This is a genomic window from Acidovorax sp. SUPP2825, assembly GCF_030158995.1.
In the GTDB taxonomy this organism is placed as follows: Bacteria; Pseudomonadota; Gammaproteobacteria; order Burkholderiales; family Burkholderiaceae_C; genus Paracidovorax.
Map to the genome: position 1 here is coordinate 235,855 of NZ_BQXK01000006.1, position 15,570 is coordinate 251,424.

At 69.5% G+C, this 15,570-nt stretch carries 13 protein-coding genes; 10 read left to right on the forward strand and 3 right to left on the reverse strand.

All coding sequences use genetic code 11. The features are described from left to right. The first annotated feature begins 47 nt into the window (after nt 1-47). The 6 genes from AVAK2825_RS10275 (at nt 48) to AVAK2825_RS10300 (ending at nt 6,583) form a co-directional block, all read left to right on the forward strand. Nucleotides 48-1,301: a Zn-dependent hydrolase gene (locus AVAK2825_RS10275; RefSeq protein ID WP_284397668.1), complete on the forward strand. Its 1,254-nt coding sequence runs from the start codon at nt 48-50 to the stop codon at nt 1,299-1,301. Further along, nucleotides 1,298-2,767, forward strand: a complete 1,470-nt coding sequence (locus AVAK2825_RS10280) for a M81 family metallopeptidase (protein ID WP_284397510.1) — start codon at nt 1,298-1,300, stop codon at nt 2,765-2,767. The genes AVAK2825_RS10275 and AVAK2825_RS10280 overlap by 4 nt, the downstream gene beginning before the upstream one ends. A gap of 188 nt (nt 2,768-2,955) precedes the next feature. Next, nucleotides 2,956-5,268 carry an NADP-dependent malic enzyme gene (locus tag AVAK2825_RS10285; protein ID WP_284397513.1) on the forward strand — a complete coding sequence of 771 codons (2,313 nt, stop codon included), beginning with the start codon at nt 2,956-2,958 and terminating at the stop codon, nt 5,266-5,268. 156 nt (nt 5,269-5,424) lie between these two features. Then, nucleotides 5,425-5,829 (forward strand): guanyl-specific ribonuclease, encoded by a 405-nt coding sequence (locus tag AVAK2825_RS10290; RefSeq protein WP_272566361.1) that lies wholly within the window; start codon nt 5,425-5,427, stop codon nt 5,827-5,829. Between the two features lie 137 nt (nt 5,830-5,966). Next, complete coding sequence (locus tag AVAK2825_RS10295; protein WP_092742419.1) at nt 5,967-6,392, forward strand: barstar family protein; 426 nt, start codon at nt 5,967-5,969, stop codon at nt 6,390-6,392. Beyond that, nucleotides 6,371-6,583, forward strand: a complete 213-nt coding sequence (locus AVAK2825_RS10300; protein WP_217640151.1) for a hypothetical protein — start codon at nt 6,371-6,373, stop codon at nt 6,581-6,583. Before AVAK2825_RS10295 ends, AVAK2825_RS10300 begins: the two co-directional genes overlap by 22 nt. 112 nt (nt 6,584-6,695) lie before the next feature. On the opposite strand, the gene rsmA is transcribed toward AVAK2825_RS10300, so the two are convergent. Genes rsmA through AVAK2825_RS10315 form a run of 3 tightly spaced genes read right to left on the reverse strand, consistent with a single transcriptional unit; the run spans nt 6,696 to nt 11,410 of the window. Further along, nucleotides 6,696-7,463: a 16S rRNA (adenine(1518)-N(6)/adenine(1519)-N(6))-dimethyltransferase RsmA gene (gene rsmA / locus AVAK2825_RS10305; protein ID WP_284397523.1), complete on the reverse strand. Its 768-nt coding sequence runs from the start codon at nt 7,461-7,463 to the stop codon at nt 6,696-6,698. 37 nt (nt 7,464-7,500) lie between these two features. Further along, nucleotides 7,501-8,922, reverse strand: coding sequence for a peptidylprolyl isomerase (locus tag AVAK2825_RS10310; RefSeq protein ID WP_272566365.1), 1,422 nt, complete (start codon nt 8,920-8,922; stop codon nt 7,501-7,503). 19 nt (nt 8,923-8,941) lie between these two features. Next, on the reverse strand, nt 8,942-11,410 hold the full coding sequence (locus AVAK2825_RS10315; RefSeq protein WP_284397571.1) for an LPS-assembly protein LptD: 2,469 nt from the start codon (nt 11,408-11,410) through the stop codon (nt 8,942-8,944). 82 nt (nt 11,411-11,492) lie between these two features. Between AVAK2825_RS10315 and AVAK2825_RS10320 the strand changes: the two genes are divergently transcribed. From AVAK2825_RS10320 to AVAK2825_RS10335, 4 genes are read left to right on the forward strand one after another with little or no spacing between them, the layout of a single operon-like run. Continuing rightward, nucleotides 11,493-12,635 carry an aminoglycoside phosphotransferase family protein gene (locus AVAK2825_RS10320; protein WP_284397573.1) on the forward strand — a complete coding sequence of 381 codons (1,143 nt, stop codon included), beginning with the start codon at nt 11,493-11,495 and terminating at the stop codon, nt 12,633-12,635. Between the two features lie 59 nt (nt 12,636-12,694). Then, complete coding sequence (locus AVAK2825_RS10325; RefSeq protein WP_284397576.1) at nt 12,695-13,429, forward strand: 16S rRNA (uracil(1498)-N(3))-methyltransferase; 735 nt, start codon at nt 12,695-12,697, stop codon at nt 13,427-13,429. Between the two features lie 24 nt (nt 13,430-13,453). After that, a complete protein-coding gene (locus tag AVAK2825_RS10330) occupies nt 13,454-14,866 on the forward strand; it encodes a hypothetical protein (RefSeq protein ID WP_284397579.1) in 1,413 nt (470 codons plus the stop codon). 8 nt (nt 14,867-14,874) lie between these two features. Further along, nucleotides 14,875-15,555, forward strand: a complete 681-nt coding sequence (locus tag AVAK2825_RS10335) for a hypothetical protein (RefSeq protein WP_284397582.1) — start codon at nt 14,875-14,877, stop codon at nt 15,553-15,555. Nucleotides 15,556-15,570: the final 15 nt, after the last annotated feature.

Below are 15,570 nucleotides of genomic sequence, written 5' to 3' on the forward strand. Positions count from 1 at the left end.
ACCGGCTTTCTGCTTCTGCTTTCTCTTTCAGGATCACCACCGTGGACATGAAGACCCTCTCTCCTGCCCTGCAGCCCCGTGTGAACGGCGTGCGCCTGTGGCAATCGCTGATGGACCTGGCGCGCATCGGCGCTACCCCCAAGGGCGGCGTGTGCCGGCTGGCGCTCACCGCGCTGGACGGCGAAGGCCGCGACCTCTTCGTGCGTTGGGCGCGCGAGGCCGGCTGCAGCGTGCGCATCGACGCCATCGGCAATCTGTTCGCGCACCGCGCGGGCCGCAACGATGCCCTGCCCCCGGTGATGACCGGCAGCCACATCGACACGCAGCCCACGGGGGGCAAGTTCGATGGCAACTACGGCGTGCTGGCCGGCCTGGAGGTGGTGCGCAGCCTCAACGATGCGGGCATCGAGACCGAAGCCCCGATTGAGGTGGCGGTGTGGACCAACGAGGAAGGCTCGCGCTTCGTGCCCGTGATGATGGGCTCGGGCGTGTTCGCCGGGGCCTTCACGCTCGAACATGCACTGGCCCAGCGCGATGCACAGGGCACCAGCGTGGCCGAGGCGCTGGCCGCCATCGGGTACGCCGGCACGCCGGCTCCCACGCCCGCGGTGGGCGCGTATTTCGAGGCGCACATCGAGCAGGGGCCGGTGCTGGAGGCCAACGACTGCGTGATCGGCGTGGTGCAGGGCGCGCTGGGCCAGCGCTGGTACGACGTGACCGTGCAGGGCATGGAGGCCCACGCCGGTCCCACGCCGATGGAGTTGCGCCGCGACGCGCTGCTGGCGGCGAGTCGCCTGGTGGCCGAGGTCAATCGCATCGCCCTCGACCACGCCCCGCATGCGCGGGGCACGGTGGGCGTGCTGGACGTCTTCCCCAGCTCGCGCAACGTCATCCCCGGCAGCGTGCGCATGACCGTGGACCTGCGTGCCGCCGACGACGCGGTGCTGCAGCAGATGGATGCGGCCCTGCGCGCCGCCTGCGAGCGCATCGGCGCGGCCCACCGCACGCCGGTGGCCGTGGAGCAGGTCGTGTACTTTCCGCCGCAGCCCTTCGCACCGGCGCTGGTCGAGGGCGTGCGCGCCGACGCCCAGGCCCTGGGCTACACCGCCATGGACGTGGTGAGCGGCGCCGGGCACGACGCCGTGTACCTGGCGCGCCTGGCGCCCACCGCCATGGTCTTCGTGCCGTGCGCGGACGGCATCAGCCACAACGAGATCGAAGACGCCAAGCCCGAGCACCTGGAGGCCGGCTGCAACGTGCTGCTGCAGGCCATGCTGCGCAGCGCGGGGGTGGCGGCATGAAGATCCTGATCGCGCGGCTCAACCACGAGACCAACACCTTCTCGCCCGTGCCCACGCCGCTGGAGGCCTTTTCGCTCGCCTATGGCGCGCAGGCGCTGCAGGAGAACGAGGGCATGCGCACGGCCATGGCGGCGTTCATCGATCTGGCCAAGGGGCTGGGCGCCACGCTGGTCACGCCCGTGTCGGCCATGGCCAACCCCAGCGGGCCGGTGCATGCCGCGGCCTACGACGAACTGACCCGCCGCATCGTGGATGCCGCCCCGGGCTGCGATGCCATCCTGCTGGACCTGCACGGCGCCATGGTGGCCGAGAACAGCCCCGACGGCGAAGGCGACCTGCTGGAGCGCGTGCGGGCCGCCGCACCTGGCGTGCCCGTCGGCGTGGCGCTGGACCTGCACGGCAACATCACACCCAAGATGGTCGCCAACGCCGACGTGATGGTGGGCTTCAAGACCTACCCGCACATCGACATGTACGAAACCGGCGAACACGCCGGGCGCCTGCTGCTGGCCATGCTGCACGGCCAGGCGCGCTACACCGTGCGCTGGCACCCGCTGCCCATGATGGGCCACACGCTGCGCAGCACCACGCTGCAGGGTGCCATGCTGCGCGCGGTGGACGCGGCCCGCGCGGCCGAGGGGGGCGGCATTCCGGCGGTGACGGTGTTCGCCGGCTTTTCGCTCGCCGACATCGAGGCGCCGTGCATGAGCGTGGTGGTCACGGCCCCGGCCGACGATCCCGAACCGGCCCAGGCGGCCGCCGACCGCATCGCCGCCGCCATCTGGAGCGAGCGCGCCGAGTTCGTCTACGACAGCGAGCCGCTAGACCAGTCCCTGCAGCGCGCGCAGGCCCTGGCCGTGGGCGCGGACCGCCCGGTGCTGCTGCTGGACCACAGCGACAACTGCATGTCCGGCGGCACCTGCGATGCGATGGACGTGCTGCAGGCGGCGCTCGCCAACGGCCTGGAGGACATCGCCGTGGGCCCGCTGTGCGATCCCGAGGCGGTCGCCGAGCTGGTGGCGGCCGGCGTCGGCGCGCGCGTCGCCGTGCGGCTGGGCAACAAGGTGCCGCTCACGCAGCTCGGCGTGGCCAAGGCGCCCGTGGCAGTCGAGGGCACGGTGGTGGCCATCAGCGATGGCGAATATACCGTGACCGGCCCCATCTACACCGGCCAGCGCTGCGCCATGGGGCGCACGGTGCTGTTCGATACCGGCGCGGCGCGCATCGTGGTGACCGAGCGCACGCACGAGCCGTGGGACCTGGGCGTGTTCTCCTGCGTGGGCCTGGACCCCACGGCCCACCGCTTCGTGCTGCTCAAGTCGCGCATGTACTGCCGCCCGGTGTTCGTGCCGCTGTCGCACGCGCTGGTCGAGTGCGACAGCCCCACGGGGGTGACGAGCTCCAACTACGCGCTGTTCCCGTTCAGGAACGTGCGCCGGCCGGTGTTCCCGCTCGATCCGGCCTGAGCGGCGCGCTGCGTTTGGGGACGGGCGGCGGGGCGGCGCAGGTCACGGGTGTTTCACCCGGATTAAGCACAATTGCGTACCAGGGTCTGGATGGCGGGCTGACTACAATCGCACACCCTAAGAACCTACAACCGCCCCGAAGCGCCCTGGCGGCGCGGCCTGGCACTCTTCCAGAGCTGGAGACCTTGATGTCCGAGACCCCACCGGTGAACCCGACGCCCGACAAACGTGCTTTGCTGCGGCGTGCCGCCCTCGAGTACCACGAGTTTCCCAAGCCCGGCAAGATCGCGATCGCCGCCACCAAGCAGATGGTCAACCAGCACGACCTGGCCCTGGCCTACTCGCCCGGCGTCGCCGCCCCCTGCGAGGAGATCGTCAAGGACCCCAACGCCGCCTTCAGGTACACGAGCCGCGGCAATCTGGTGGGCGTGGTCACCAACGGCACGGCGGTTCTCGGACTGGGCGACATCGGCGCGCTGGCTTCCAAGCCCGTCATGGAAGGCAAGGGCGTCCTGTTCAAGAAGTTCGCCGGCGTGGACGTGTTCGACATCGAGATCAACGAGAAGGACCCGGTCAAGCTCGTCGAGGTCATCGCCGCGCTGGAGCCGACCTTCGGCGCCATCAACCTGGAAGACATCAAGGCGCCCGAGTGCTTCTACGTGGAGCGCGAGTTGCGCAAGCGGCTGAACATCCCCGTCTTCCACGACGACCAGCACGGCACCGCCATCACGGTGGCCGCCGCCATGCTCAACGCCCTGAAGGTGGTGAACAAGGACATCGGTTCCGTGCGCCTCGTCACCTCGGGCGCGGGTGCCGCAGCACTCGCCTGCCTGAACCTGCTGCTGAAGGTGGGCCTGAAGCGCGAGAACGTGTTCGTCACCGACCTGGCCGGCGTGGTCTACGAGGGCCGCACCGAGCTGATGGACGAGGACAAGATCCTGTTCGCCCAGAAGACCGCAGCCCGCAGCCTGTCCGAAGTCATTGAGGGCGCCGACGTGTTCCTGGGCCTCTCCGCTGGCGGCGTGCTCAAGCCCGCCATGGTGGCCAAGATGGCCGCGCGCCCGGTCATCTTCGCGCTGGCCAACCCCAATCCCGAGATCACGCCCGAAGACGCCCACGCCGTGCGCGGCGACGTCGTGATGGCGACCGGCCGCACGGACTACCCGAACCAGGTCAACAACGTCCTGTGCTTCCCTTACATCTTCCGCGGCGCGCTGGACTGCGGCGCGACGACGATCACGCTGGAGATGGAAATCGCCGCCGTGCACGCCATCGCCGAGCTGGCCCAGGCCGAGCAGAGCGAGGTGGTGGCCGCCGCGTACGTGGGCGAGCCGCTGGCCTTCGGCCCCGAATACCTGATCCCCAAGCCGTTCGACCCACGGTTGATGATGAAGATCGCCCCGGCCGTGGCCCAGGCCGCTGCCGACAGCGGCGTGGCCCTGCGCCCGATCACCGACATGGACGCGTACCGCGACCATCTGCAGACGTTCGTGTATGCCTCCGGCACCACGATGAAGCCCATCTTCACCGCCGCCAAGACGGCTGCCAAGAAGCGCGTGGCCTATGCCGAGGGCGAGGAAGAACGCGTGCTGCGCGCCGCGCAGATCGTGGTGGACGAAAAGATCGCACGGCCCACGCTCATCGGGCGCCCGTCCATCATCGCGCAGCGCATCGAGAAGTTCGGCCTGCGCCTGAAGGAAGGCGTGGACTACGACGTGGTCAACGTCGAGAACGACCACCGCTACCGCGACTTCTGGCAGACCTACCACCGCATGACCGAGCGCAAGGGCATCACGGTGCCCATCGCCAAGATCGAGATGCGCCGCCGCCTGGCGCTGATCGGCTCCATGCTGTTGCACAAGGGCGAGGTCGATGGCCTCATCGTCGGCACCTGGGGCCACACGGCGCTGCACCTGAACTACATCGACCAGGTGATTGGCAAGCGCGCCGGCGTGAACACCTACGCCTGCATGAACGGCCTGCTGCTGCCCGACCGGCAGGTGTTCCTGGTAGACACGCACGTCAACTACGACCCGACGGCCGAGCAATTGGCCGAGATCACCGTCATGGCGGCCGAAGAGATGATGCGCTTCGGCATCAAGCCCAAGGCCGCGCTGCTGTCGCACTCCAACTTCGGCAGCAGCAACCAGCCGAGCGCCGTCAAGATGCGCCAGACCCTCGACCTGCTGCGCATCCAGGCGCCGTGGCTCGAAGTGGATGGCGAGATGCACGGCGATGTCGCCCTGGATGCGGCCCAGCGTGCCATGGTCATGCCCCACAGCACGCTCGCCGGCAGTGCCAACCTGCTGGTCCTGCCCAACATCGATGCGGCCAACATTTCCTACAACCTGCTCAAGACGGCGGCCGGCGGCGGCATCGCCATCGGCCCCGTGCTGCTGGGCGCGGCGGAACCGGTGCACATCCTGACAGCCAGCGCCACCGTGCGCCGCATCGTCAACATGACGGCACTCACGGTGGCTGATGCAAATGCCTCCCGGTAGAGCGGTGATGACGTAGCAAGCGCTAACTTTTAGACGCGTTTGGCCTTGAAAGCGCCTGCCCATTTATTGGGCAGGCGCTTGCTTTTTGGGGGCGATTAAGTCAAACTAACGGCTCGAAATTTCGGGTAAACCCGTAGTTTCTGAAAGGTGTAGTTGATGCTGAAGGCTATCGCCATCCAGGCGTACAAGACAGGTCTTGCGTGCGTACTGGGTGCCGCGTTCGTTCTGGTTCCGACCACGGGACAGGCCCGAAAACCCCCGTCTTCCGACGGAGTGACCACCATCGCACTGGCCGAGTTGCCCCCGCAAGGGCGGGCAACCTACGGGCTCATCCGCGAAGGTGGACCATTTCCTTACGACAAGGATGGTTCGGTGTTCGGCAATCGCGAACGGTTGCTGCCCCCGGAAAAACGGGGCTATTACCGCGAATACACCGTCAGAACGCCGGGTGCGAAAAACCGTGGTGCCCGGCGCATCGTGTGCGGAGGAGCGCCCCGCGTTCCCGATGCCTGCTACTACACCGGCGACCACTACGCGAGCTTTCGAAAAATTGTTGAATGACGCTGGACGCCAAAAGCGCTCGCCGGCATTGCCGCGATCGGTTGCCCGCCTGTCGGCCCCCCGCCTTGGTGGCGGGCCGCTGGACCGAACTTCCGGATATTCCTCATTGGTGACTACATAAAGAAAGAGCAGCGGAGATGGAAATGCCACTTCGTAACGATCAGGAAAACCCATTGCGTGGCGTGCGCCCCAACATCGTGCAGTCTATTCGCGCTTTTCGCGTGCAAGACCTGCAAGAGTCGGCCAAGGCGCTCGGCCAACACTTCCTGTACGCCAACCTTGCACACGCACAAACCAAACAGGACGTGCTGGACCTGATCGCAGGCCAGTTCATGTTCCCGGCGCACTTCGGAAAGAATTTCGACGCGCTGTACGACTGCATGACGGACCCATTGCATAAATCGGGCCCGCAACCGGGCTTCATCGTGGTGCTGGAGCAGATCCCGACCACGGTGAAGTTCGACAAGGAAGCACGCGAGCAGTTGCTCGACATCTTCCGGGAAGCGGCGGACTACTGGAGCGATCGAAAGATACCGTTCCGGTGTTTCTATTCTTTTCTGTAGCCCGTTCTGCATCCACCAGCCAGGCAGAACGGGCGAACGAGGCTAACGAGACCGCCGCAGCGCAGCCCATTGAAATTGCAGTCGATCCTTCCGCGGAAAAAATGCCGACCGACAAGCTCGTCGACGTATCGCCCCTGGCGCTGCGCATGAGCAGCCCGTTCAACGCGGGTTATTGGCTTGCCGCCGCCTGATCCCAGGCGGTAGTGCGCAGCAGGCGAGGCCCTCAGGCCAATGCTTGCCGCGCTTGACCCTTTTCAGTGCAGGGGGCCGGGTGGCCCGGTCCCCGCATTGCACCGCCTGCGCTCAGGCAGGGTGCAGTGACTGAGCCAGGGCCACGTACTCATGCACCGGCACTTCCTCGGCCCGGCGCTGGGTATCGAAGGTGCCCGGGAAGGCGCGCTCCTGCAGCCAGCGGCCCAGCGTGTGCCGCAGCAGCTTGCGGCGTTGGCTGAAGGCCACCTGCACCAGTTCCGACAGCAGCGCCGGCGATACGGCGGCCGGCGAGGCATAGGGCACCATGCGCACGACGGCGCTGTCCACGCGCGGCGGCGGATCGAAGCTTTCCGGCGGCACGAACAGCACATCCTCCATCGCATAGCGCCACTGCAGCATGACCGACAGCCGCCCGTAGTCGCCCGTGGAGGGGCTCGCCACCATGCGGTCGATCACTTCCTTTTGCAGCATGAAGTGCTGGTCTTCGATGACATGCACCTGCTCCAGCAAATGGAACAGGATGGGCGTGGAGATGTTGTACGGCAGGTTGCCGACCACGCGCACCTTGGGCGCGTTCAGCGATTGGGCGACCTGGGCGAAGTCCACCTTCAGCACGTCGGATTCGATCACGTCCAGTTGGCCGTGCAGGCGCAGCCGCGCTGCCAGGTCTCGGTCCAGCTCGATCACGGTGAGGCGCCCCAGGCGCTCGACCAGCGGCTGCGTGAGGGCGGCCAGGCCGGGGCCGATCTCCACCATGGGCTGGCCCGGCTCCGGGCCGATGGCGCGCACGATGGCATCGATGATGCCGTGGTCCGACAGGAAATGCTGGCCGAAGCGCTTGCGCGGGATGTGCTTCATGGCGCTGCGCGGCGAAGGCGCGTAGGCAGGCGGCGCGTCATTGCGGCGGATCGCGGTATTCCACGTACGCGCGGGCCCGGGCTTCCTGGGCCCAGGTGGCGTAGGCCTCGTCCAGCTTCTTTTCGCGCACCACGTCGCGCACCATGTCGCGCTGCTCGCGCTGGGTGAGCTTGGCCTCGCGGCGCTCCAGCAACTGGATCAGGTGCACGCCGAACCGCGTGACGATGGGCTCGCTGATCTCGCCGGGCTTGAGCGCATTGAGCGCTTCCTCGAACTCGGGCACGTAGCGGCCCGGGCTGGCCCATCCGAGGTCGCCGCCCTGCTTGGAGCTGCCGTCCTGCGAGTTCTCGCGCGCGAGCGTGGCGAAGTCCGCCTGGCCCGCCAGGATGCGCCGGCGGTAGTCGGCCAGCCGTGCGGCCGCCGCGGTCTCGGTCAGCTGCGGATTGGCGCGCAGCAAGATGTGCCGCGCATGGCTTTGCACCGCCACGGTGGGGGCGGCGGCATTGGTCTTTTCCACCACTTTCAGCACGTGGAACCCGGCTGGCGACCGCACGGGGCCGACGATGCCGCCCACGGGCGTCTGCTGGGTCGAGCGCACGAAAAGCTCGGGGTAGCGGTCGGCCGGACGCAGGCCCAGCAGGCCGCCGGAGGCGCCCTCGGCCGCATCGGAGAACTCGCGCGCCACCTTGCCGAAATCGTCGCCGGCACGCACCTTGTCGGCCGCCTGCTGCGCGCGCAGACGGCGCTGCTCCACGACCTCGGGGCTGGCGTTCTCGGGCACGAGCACCAGGATGTGGCCCAGGTTGAGTTCGACCTTGGCGGGATCGGAGGCGGACTGCTGCTCGCGCAGGTACTGGTCCACGTCCAGGTCGCTCACGCGCACCCGGGCTTCGACGTCGCGCTCGCGCAGGCGCTGCACCAGCAGCTGGTTGCGCAGTTCTTCGCGGAAGCGGTCCTTGCTGATGCCGTCGATCGCGAGGCGGCGGTGCATTTCCTCCAGGCTCACGTTGTTCTGGCGCGCCACCGACTGTTCGGCCTGGGAGACGGCGATGTCGTCCACCTTGATGCCGCTCTCGTTGGCCATCTGCACCTGGATCTTTTCATTGATCACGCGCTCGAGCACTTCGCGCGCCACCACGTCCCGGGACGGCCGCTCGCCGCCCTGGGCGGCCAGCTGCTGCTCGACGCGGGCCACGCGGGTCTGCACCTCGTTGTTGGTGATGGGGGCGGTGTTGACCACGGCCACGATGTAGTCGGCCTGGCGGATGCCGCTGCGGTCCGCGCCGGTGCGGGCGTCCGGCACGGTGACGGGCGGCAGGGCGCGCGAGGACAGCCCGGTACCGCCGGTGCCGCTGGCAGCGCCCGAGGCGCGCAGTCCTTGCGCGGAGGCGCCCGCGGGTGCGAGGGAGGCCAGGGTGGCCAGGCACACCAGGCCCAGGGTGAAAGCGCGATGGTTCATGTGGTTGGCAGGTGTCGGGTTAGTCGTAATTGGTGAAGCGGCTGGGCGTGCTGGTCTGCTCGCGCAGGTACTGGTAGCGCGGAATGTTCTGCTTCAGGCTGGTGAGGGGGTTGGAGCCGAGCGAGAGGCGGGAAAAGCCCACGAACTCGATCTGGAACAGCAGCCGGGTGTTGGCCGTGGTCACGCTGCTTTGCAGGCGCTCGAGCACCACACGGCCGACCCAGCAGCAGCTGTCGTATTCGAAGCCCACCACGGTGTCCACCAGCTTGCGGTCCTGCATGCTGTAGTTCAGGCGGCCCACGGTGTACCAGCGGCCGGGGCCCTGCCCGCGGCCCGGGCCGAGGTCCTGGCCCTTGTCGCCCCACAGGTCGTTGATGGGCCATTGCCAGCCCACGTCGATCTGCTCGCTGGTGCCGCGCTGCAGGCGGTAGGCGGCGCTGATGACGCGGTAGGCGCTGGGGTTGTAGCGCGCGCCCACGGTGGAGCGGATGGAGCGGCCCGTCTTGGGGTTGTACTGCACCGTGGAGTCGAAACCCCACTGCTTCGTCCAGTTCAGGCCCGCGCCCAGCAGCACGTCCGACAGCCGTTCGCTGACGGTGGACTCGCCGGGCAGCACGACCTTCTGGTCGGAGAACCGCACCCGCTGGGCGATGCCGAAGCGGGCCGCCTCGGCGCCGTCGTCCGGGTCCAGCAGCCGCGTGGTCACGCCCAGGGTGAGCAGGTTGTTGTCGGCCAGGCGGTCGTTGCCGCCGTAGCCGTTCTCGGTGTAGATGGTGGCGAAGTTGAAGTCGTTCGCCGCCGTGTCGTACACCGGCAGCAGGCTCTGGTCGCGGTAGGGCGTGTAGGTGTAGAAGGCGCGCGGCTCCAGCGTCTGCAGGAAGTTGCGGCCGAAGTAGCGCGCATCGCGCTCGAACACCAGGCCGCTGTCCAGGCTGAACGTGGGCAGCGTGCGCTGCGCGTTGCGCTGGCCGTTGGCCAGCGGGCTGTCGAACTGGTATTGCGTGGCGTGCAGCTGCACGCGCGGGGTCACGAAGCCGGCCGGCGCGAGGAACGGCCGGCTGATCTGCGCCATGGCGTAGCTGCGCTGGGCGTTGGGCTGGCCGGTCAGGGAGCGGTCCGCATGGAAGCTGGTGTAGTCGGCCTCCACGCTGGCATCCAGGCCGTAGGGCAGCATGGTGGGGTTGTAGCCCCAGCGCAGCTGCGGCATGCGGTCGTAGGGCGGCACGATGGGCGCGCTCACGTCCTGCAGCGTCTGCCACTTGAGCGTGCGCAGGCTGAGCGACATGTCGTCCTTGCCCCAGGACAGCGTGGCGTCGCCGGGCAGCAGGCGCTGGGTGAGCTGGGTCATGCCGGTCACGTTGCGCGTGAAGTCGCGCCAGTAGTTGTCGTCGCTGACCCGGCTCACGTCCATGTTGAAGTTCAGGCCGCCCAGCGGCGTGTCGAACGTGCCGCTGTGCTTGAGGCCGTAGCCCCAGCGGTCGCGGTCGCGCAGCTTGTCGGCCGGCATGTAATCGCCGCGCAACTCGCCCCGGTAGGTGGGCTCCAGGTAGCGGAATTCGCCGCCCAGGTTCACGCCGCGCTTGGACATGACGGTGGGCGTGATGGTGGCGTCGCGGTTGGGTGCGATGTTCCAGTAGTAGGGCTGGGCGTACTCGACGCCGCTCACGTTGTCGATGGCCACGGTGGGCGGCAGCAGCCCCGACTTGCGGCGGTCGGACAGCGGGAACGTGATGTGCGGGATGGGCAGGATGGGCAGGCCCTTGAACTCCAGCACCGCGCCGTCGGCCGTGCCCACCTGCTCTTCGTTGTCGATGCGGATCGACCGCGCGCGCAGCACCCAGTCGGGTTGCCAGGTGGCTTCGTCGTTCTTCTGGCAGGTGGTGTAGGTGGCGTTGTGCACCACGGAGCGGTCGCGGTCGATGAAGTCCACGCGGCTGGCTTCGCCGTGGGCGCCGTTCATCAGGAAGCGGTAGTTGGCGGCATCGAAATAGCCCGAGAAGGCGTCGACCCGCAGTTCCAGCTCCGAGCCCTCGTACACGTTGCCCGCGCGGTTGATGCGCACCTGGCCGCGCGCCTTGGCGAGGTCGTCGGGCACCACGTATTCCAGCCGGTCGGCGTGGATGATGGTGTCGCCGCGGCGCAGTTCGGCATTGCCTTCGACGATGGCGTTGATGTCCGGCTGGCCGGTCACGCTGTCGCCCTTCACGAAGATCGGCAGCTGCGGGCGCACGGCTTCGGGGATCTTTTCCTGCAGCAGGGGGCTGGCGCGCAGGGCGGGCGCCGCCTCGGGCACGGCCGGCGCGCCGGGCTCCGCCTCCGACTGGGCGAGCGCTGCCAGGGGCGCGCCGCACAGCATCCAGGCGATCAGGCGGGCCACCGCGCGGCGCTCGAACGCGGGCGCCGAGGGACGGCGGGCCGCAGCGCCGCGGCGGGCGGGCAGGAAGGGGGGCGTCGGTCGGAACGGATCGGGCAAGGAAGGGATGTCCATGGAATCAGCCGGTCGGCGGCGCGGAGCAGGCACCGCAGGCCACCCGGTCCGGGCAGGCCGGGTTTGTAAAATCGGATTATCCATGAGCCACCCTCCTTCCCCCATCGTGGCCGATCCGGCCCCGGCCGGCGCTGCGGCTGCCGCTCCCGCCTTTCCCGCCGTCGCCTGGCCCGACGCCGCCCGCCGCACCGCGTTCGAGGCCTGGCTGGCGCCGCTGGCCGCCACGCACGGCCTGCGCCCCGCGAGCCTGCGCCCCGCCTCGGCGGACGCGAGCTTTCGCCGCTACCTGCGCATTGACGCCGCCGACGGCACCAGCCGCATCGTGATGGATGCCCCGCCGGACAAGGAGGACTGCCGCCCCTTCGCCCACGTGCAGCGCCTGATGGCCGACGCGGGCCTGCACGTGCCCGAGGTGCTGGCCTGGGACGAGGCCCACGGCTTCATGCTGCTGTCCGACCTGGGCGCGCAGACGGTTATCGAGCGGCTCGACCCCACGGCGCCCGAGGCGGCGCACGCCTGGTACCTGCAGGCCAGCGACGTGCTGCTGCAATGGCAGCAGGCCTCGCGCCCCGGCGTGCTGCCGCTCTACGACGAGGCCCTGCTGCGGCGCGAACTGGCCCTTTTTCCCGACTGGTACCTGGCGCGCCACCGCGGCGTGGCGCTCACCGAGGCGCAGCAGGGCGTGCTCGCCAAGACCTTCGACGTGCTGGTCGCCAACAATCTGGAAGCCCCCAGCGTGTTCGTGCACCGCGACTTCATGATGCGCAACCTCATGGCGCCCCCGGCGGGCGGGCCGTTGGGCGTGCTGGATTTTCAGGACGCCGTGTATGGGCCCATCACCTACGACATCGCCAGTCTGCTGCGCGATGCGTTCATCAGCTGGGAAGAGGATTTCGTCATCGACATTACCGTGCGTTACTGGGAAAAGGCGCGAAAGTCGGGATTGGTCGGTGCGGCGAGCGCCAGCGGCTGGGGCGCGGACTTCGGCGAGTTCTACCGCGCGGTCGAATGGATGGGCCTGCAGCGGCACCTGAAGGTGGCCGGCATCTTCGCGCGGATCACGCTGCGCGACGGCAAGCCCAAGTACCTGGCGGACACGCCGCGTTTCATCGGCTACATCCGCTCGACAGCCAGCCGCTACCGCGAGCTCAAGCCGCTGCTGCGGCTGGTGGACGAGATCGAAGGCACGCAGGAAGCCACCGGCTTCGCTTTCGGAAGAGTTTGAGTCAAAACCGCTACCGCCGCAATCAGTACTAGGGCGTGTAGCTATAAAAATAGTAGCAAATGCCCCGTTTCCATTGCCCCTTGCCCCTGGCGGGCGGCGCCGCGCTGGCGCTGCCGCCCTCGGCCGCGCGCCACGTGCAGGTGCTGCGCTTGCAGCCCGGCGACGCGATCACGCTGTTCGACGGGCGCGGGGGCGAATACGCCGCCACCATCACCCGCATGGGCCGCTCCGATGTGGACGTGGAGGTCGGCGCGCACGACCCCGTGGAGCGCGAGGCCGCGCGCGCCGTGCACCTGGTGGTGGGCATGCCGGCCAACGAGCGCATGGACTGGCTCGTGGAGAAAGCCGCCGAACTGGGCGCGGCCAGCATCCAGCCGGTGGCCGCCGCGCGCAGCGTGCTGAAACTGTCGGGCGAGCGCGCGCAAAAGCGCCAGGCCCACTGGCAGGCGATCGCCGTGGCGGCCTGCGAGCAGTGCGGGCGCAACCGGGTGCCCGAGGTGCATGCCCCGCTGGCCCTGGCCGACTGGCTGCGCGCGCAGGCGGCCCAGGTCCATACGGCGGAGGGCGGCCTGGCGCGCCTCGTGCTGTCGCTGCGGGACGGCTCGCGACCGCTGCGCGAGGCGGTCGGCAGCGCCGGCCGCGTGCAGGTGCTGCACGGCCCCGAGGGCGGGCTGACCGCGCAGGAGGAAGACCTGGCGCTGGCCCACGGCTTCGCGCCGGCCAGTCTGGGCGCGCGTGTTCTGCGGGCCGAGACCGCTTCGGTCGCCGCGCTGGCGCAACTGGCCTTCGAATGACGACGGAACACTGAACAGGACGGCATGGAGAGCACTGTGTTGGCGGCCGAGGCGCCGTGGCCTGGAGGGGCGGAGAACGAGGGCGGGCTGTTCGACTTTTTCCGGGATGCCGATGCGGCGGGCGATTCCGCCCTGCTGTGGCGCATTGCGCGCGAGCAGGCCGTCACCCAGGCGCTCAGCGGGCTGTTCCACGGCCCGGCGGCGCTGGTGCAACTGCGGCTGTGGGCCTTCCTGCAACTGGCGCGCCAGGGCGAGGCCACGCTGGCGCGCGAGCGCATCGACGAGATCTTCCATGCCCTGCGCCCGGAGGCGCTGGACACCGTGCTCAAGCGCTTTCGCGACGTGGGCCTGCTGGCCTGGGACGACAGCGCCCGCACCTATGCGCTGCCGCCGCTCGCGCAGCGCGTGGCCGGCCTGCTGGCGCCCCTGGCCAGCGACGGCGGCGGGGACGAGGATGGCGGCGAGCTGGCCGCGCTGCTCGGCCAGGTGGTGGGCGCCAACCAGCTCGGCGCGCTCGATGCGGGCCAGGTGCAGCTGCTGCAGGCGCAGCTCACCCGGCTGCACGGCGAGTTCGCCGATGCCATCGCCAGCGGGTCGGAGTTCCGCCTGCGCGCCGCGCGCCAGCGCTACGACCGCGCGGCGGTGCTGATCGACCGCGCCTCCGAGGCCATCACCGCCATCATCGGCCACGCGCACGGCCACATCGCGCTGGAGCGCGCCGCGCGCGGGCTTGGGCAGGCCCAGTCGCGGCTGCTGGCCATGGCCAGCCAGTTCAACCGCGCGCTGCAGCAGGTGGACCGCCAGCGCGTGACCCTGGGCACCACCGGCATCACCAGCACCGACGTCAAGCGCTGGCTGCAGACCGTGCGCTCGCCCCATGCGCTGCTGGACGGCGCCCTGGGCGTGCCTGCCGGCCTGTCGGCCCTGGCCCCGCACGAACTGCTGGACGTGACCGAGGCCGAGTTCGAACGCGACCGCCCCGTCGCCGGCCCGGCCGAGGAACTGCCCGGCGCGCAGCCGGCGCCGGCCGGCAACCTCACCGCCGTGGCGCTGCCGAGCGAGCTGGGCGACCTGTCGGCCCTGCTGCAGGCCTGGTCGATCGAAGGGGACGGCGAGGCAGCGCCGCACGGCGTGGCCGCGGCGCTGCTGGGCGCCACGCCCGCCGATGCCCGTTACGCCCAGGTGGCCTACAAGGCCCAGCTGCTGCCCCTGCTGGGCGACCCCCAGGCCGGCGTGCTGCCGGGCGCCACCGGCGCGCTGGCGCGCCTGCCCTGGCGCGTGCAATGGGAGGCCGCCACCGAGGCCATCGACCATCCCCAGGTGGAGCTGCTGAGCCAGGGCCGCATGGTGCCCGCCACCGCCGTGCCGGCCGACGCACCTGCCAAGGCCGCCACCGCGCCCGATCCTTCGCCGAACCCCGGCCCCGAGACCCCTTGAGGACCCCCATGGACGATGCCGCCCTGCTGATTGCCGAACTCCTCACGCGCCGCTGGCTGCCGCGCAGCCACCCGCGCGTCAAGCGCGCGCTGGTCGATGCCGAACTCTTCGCCCTGGTCGAGCAGCGCCTGGCCCAGGTGGGCCTGCGCTTCATGGACAGCATCTACGCCGACCACGTGAGCGTGGCCCTGCTGCCGCCCGCGCAGACCGCCGTGCTGGGCGAGGCCGGCGTCAACGCCAACAACAACCTCGACCTGCCGCGCGACGCGCAGGCGCTGCTGGTGGTGCTGTGGGCGCTGATCGTTTTACCGAAACGCGAGCGCCAGACCAGCCGCGTGGAGAAGGCCGACGAGGGCCAGAACGACATGTTCCCCGGCGCCAAGCCGCTGCCGTCCGCGCGGCTGGTGAGCCCCGTGCTGTCGTACAAGACCCTGCTGGAGGACTACGGCAACCAGCTGGGCAAGAAGATGCGGCTCGATGCCAACCTCAAGCTGCTGGAGCGCCACGGCTTCATCCTGCGCCGCCAGGACGAGATCGCCGAAGGCCCGCTGCTGGACGTGCTGCTCGATTACGACGTGATGGCCCCACGCATCCTCGACGGCGCCCTGGCCGACGTGCTGGCGCGCGAGCGCAGCGAGGCCGCCGCTGCCGCGCCCGCCACGGACCCCACCCCGGCGCCCGCCGCCTGACCGACGACGAACCCC

Excerpts from the sequence above, each read along its gene's own strand:
- AVAK2825_RS10315 (WP_284397571.1), bottom strand. The coding sequence starts at position 11,410 with ATGGACATCCCTTCCTTGCCCGATCCGTTCCGACCGACGCCCCCCTTC.
- AVAK2825_RS10275 (WP_284397668.1), top strand. The coding sequence starts at position 48 with ATGAAGACCCTCTCTCCTGCCCTGCAGCCCCGTGTGAACGGCGTGCGC.
- AVAK2825_RS10310 (WP_272566365.1), bottom strand. The coding sequence starts at position 8,922 with ATGAACCATCGCGCTTTCACCCTGGGCCTGGTGTGCCTGGCCACCCTG.
- AVAK2825_RS10325 (WP_284397576.1), top strand. The coding sequence starts at position 12,695 with ATGCCCCGTTTCCATTGCCCCTTGCCCCTGGCGGGCGGCGCCGCGCTG.
- AVAK2825_RS10330 (WP_284397579.1), top strand. The coding sequence starts at position 13,454 with ATGGAGAGCACTGTGTTGGCGGCCGAGGCGCCGTGGCCTGGAGGGGCG.
- AVAK2825_RS10320 (WP_284397573.1), top strand. The coding sequence starts at position 11,493 with ATGAGCCACCCTCCTTCCCCCATCGTGGCCGATCCGGCCCCGGCCGGC.
- AVAK2825_RS10295 (WP_092742419.1), top strand. The coding sequence starts at position 5,967 with ATGGAAATGCCACTTCGTAACGATCAGGAAAACCCATTGCGTGGCGTG.
- AVAK2825_RS10285 (WP_284397513.1), top strand. The coding sequence starts at position 2,956 with ATGTCCGAGACCCCACCGGTGAACCCGACGCCCGACAAACGTGCTTTG.
- rsmA (WP_284397523.1), bottom strand. The coding sequence starts at position 7,463 with ATGAAGCACATCCCGCGCAAGCGCTTCGGCCAGCATTTCCTGTCGGAC.
- AVAK2825_RS10280 (WP_284397510.1), top strand. The coding sequence starts at position 1,298 with ATGAAGATCCTGATCGCGCGGCTCAACCACGAGACCAACACCTTCTCG.
- AVAK2825_RS10335 (WP_284397582.1), top strand. The coding sequence starts at position 14,875 with ATGGACGATGCCGCCCTGCTGATTGCCGAACTCCTCACGCGCCGCTGG.
- AVAK2825_RS10290 (WP_272566361.1), top strand. The coding sequence starts at position 5,425 with ATGCTGAAGGCTATCGCCATCCAGGCGTACAAGACAGGTCTTGCGTGC.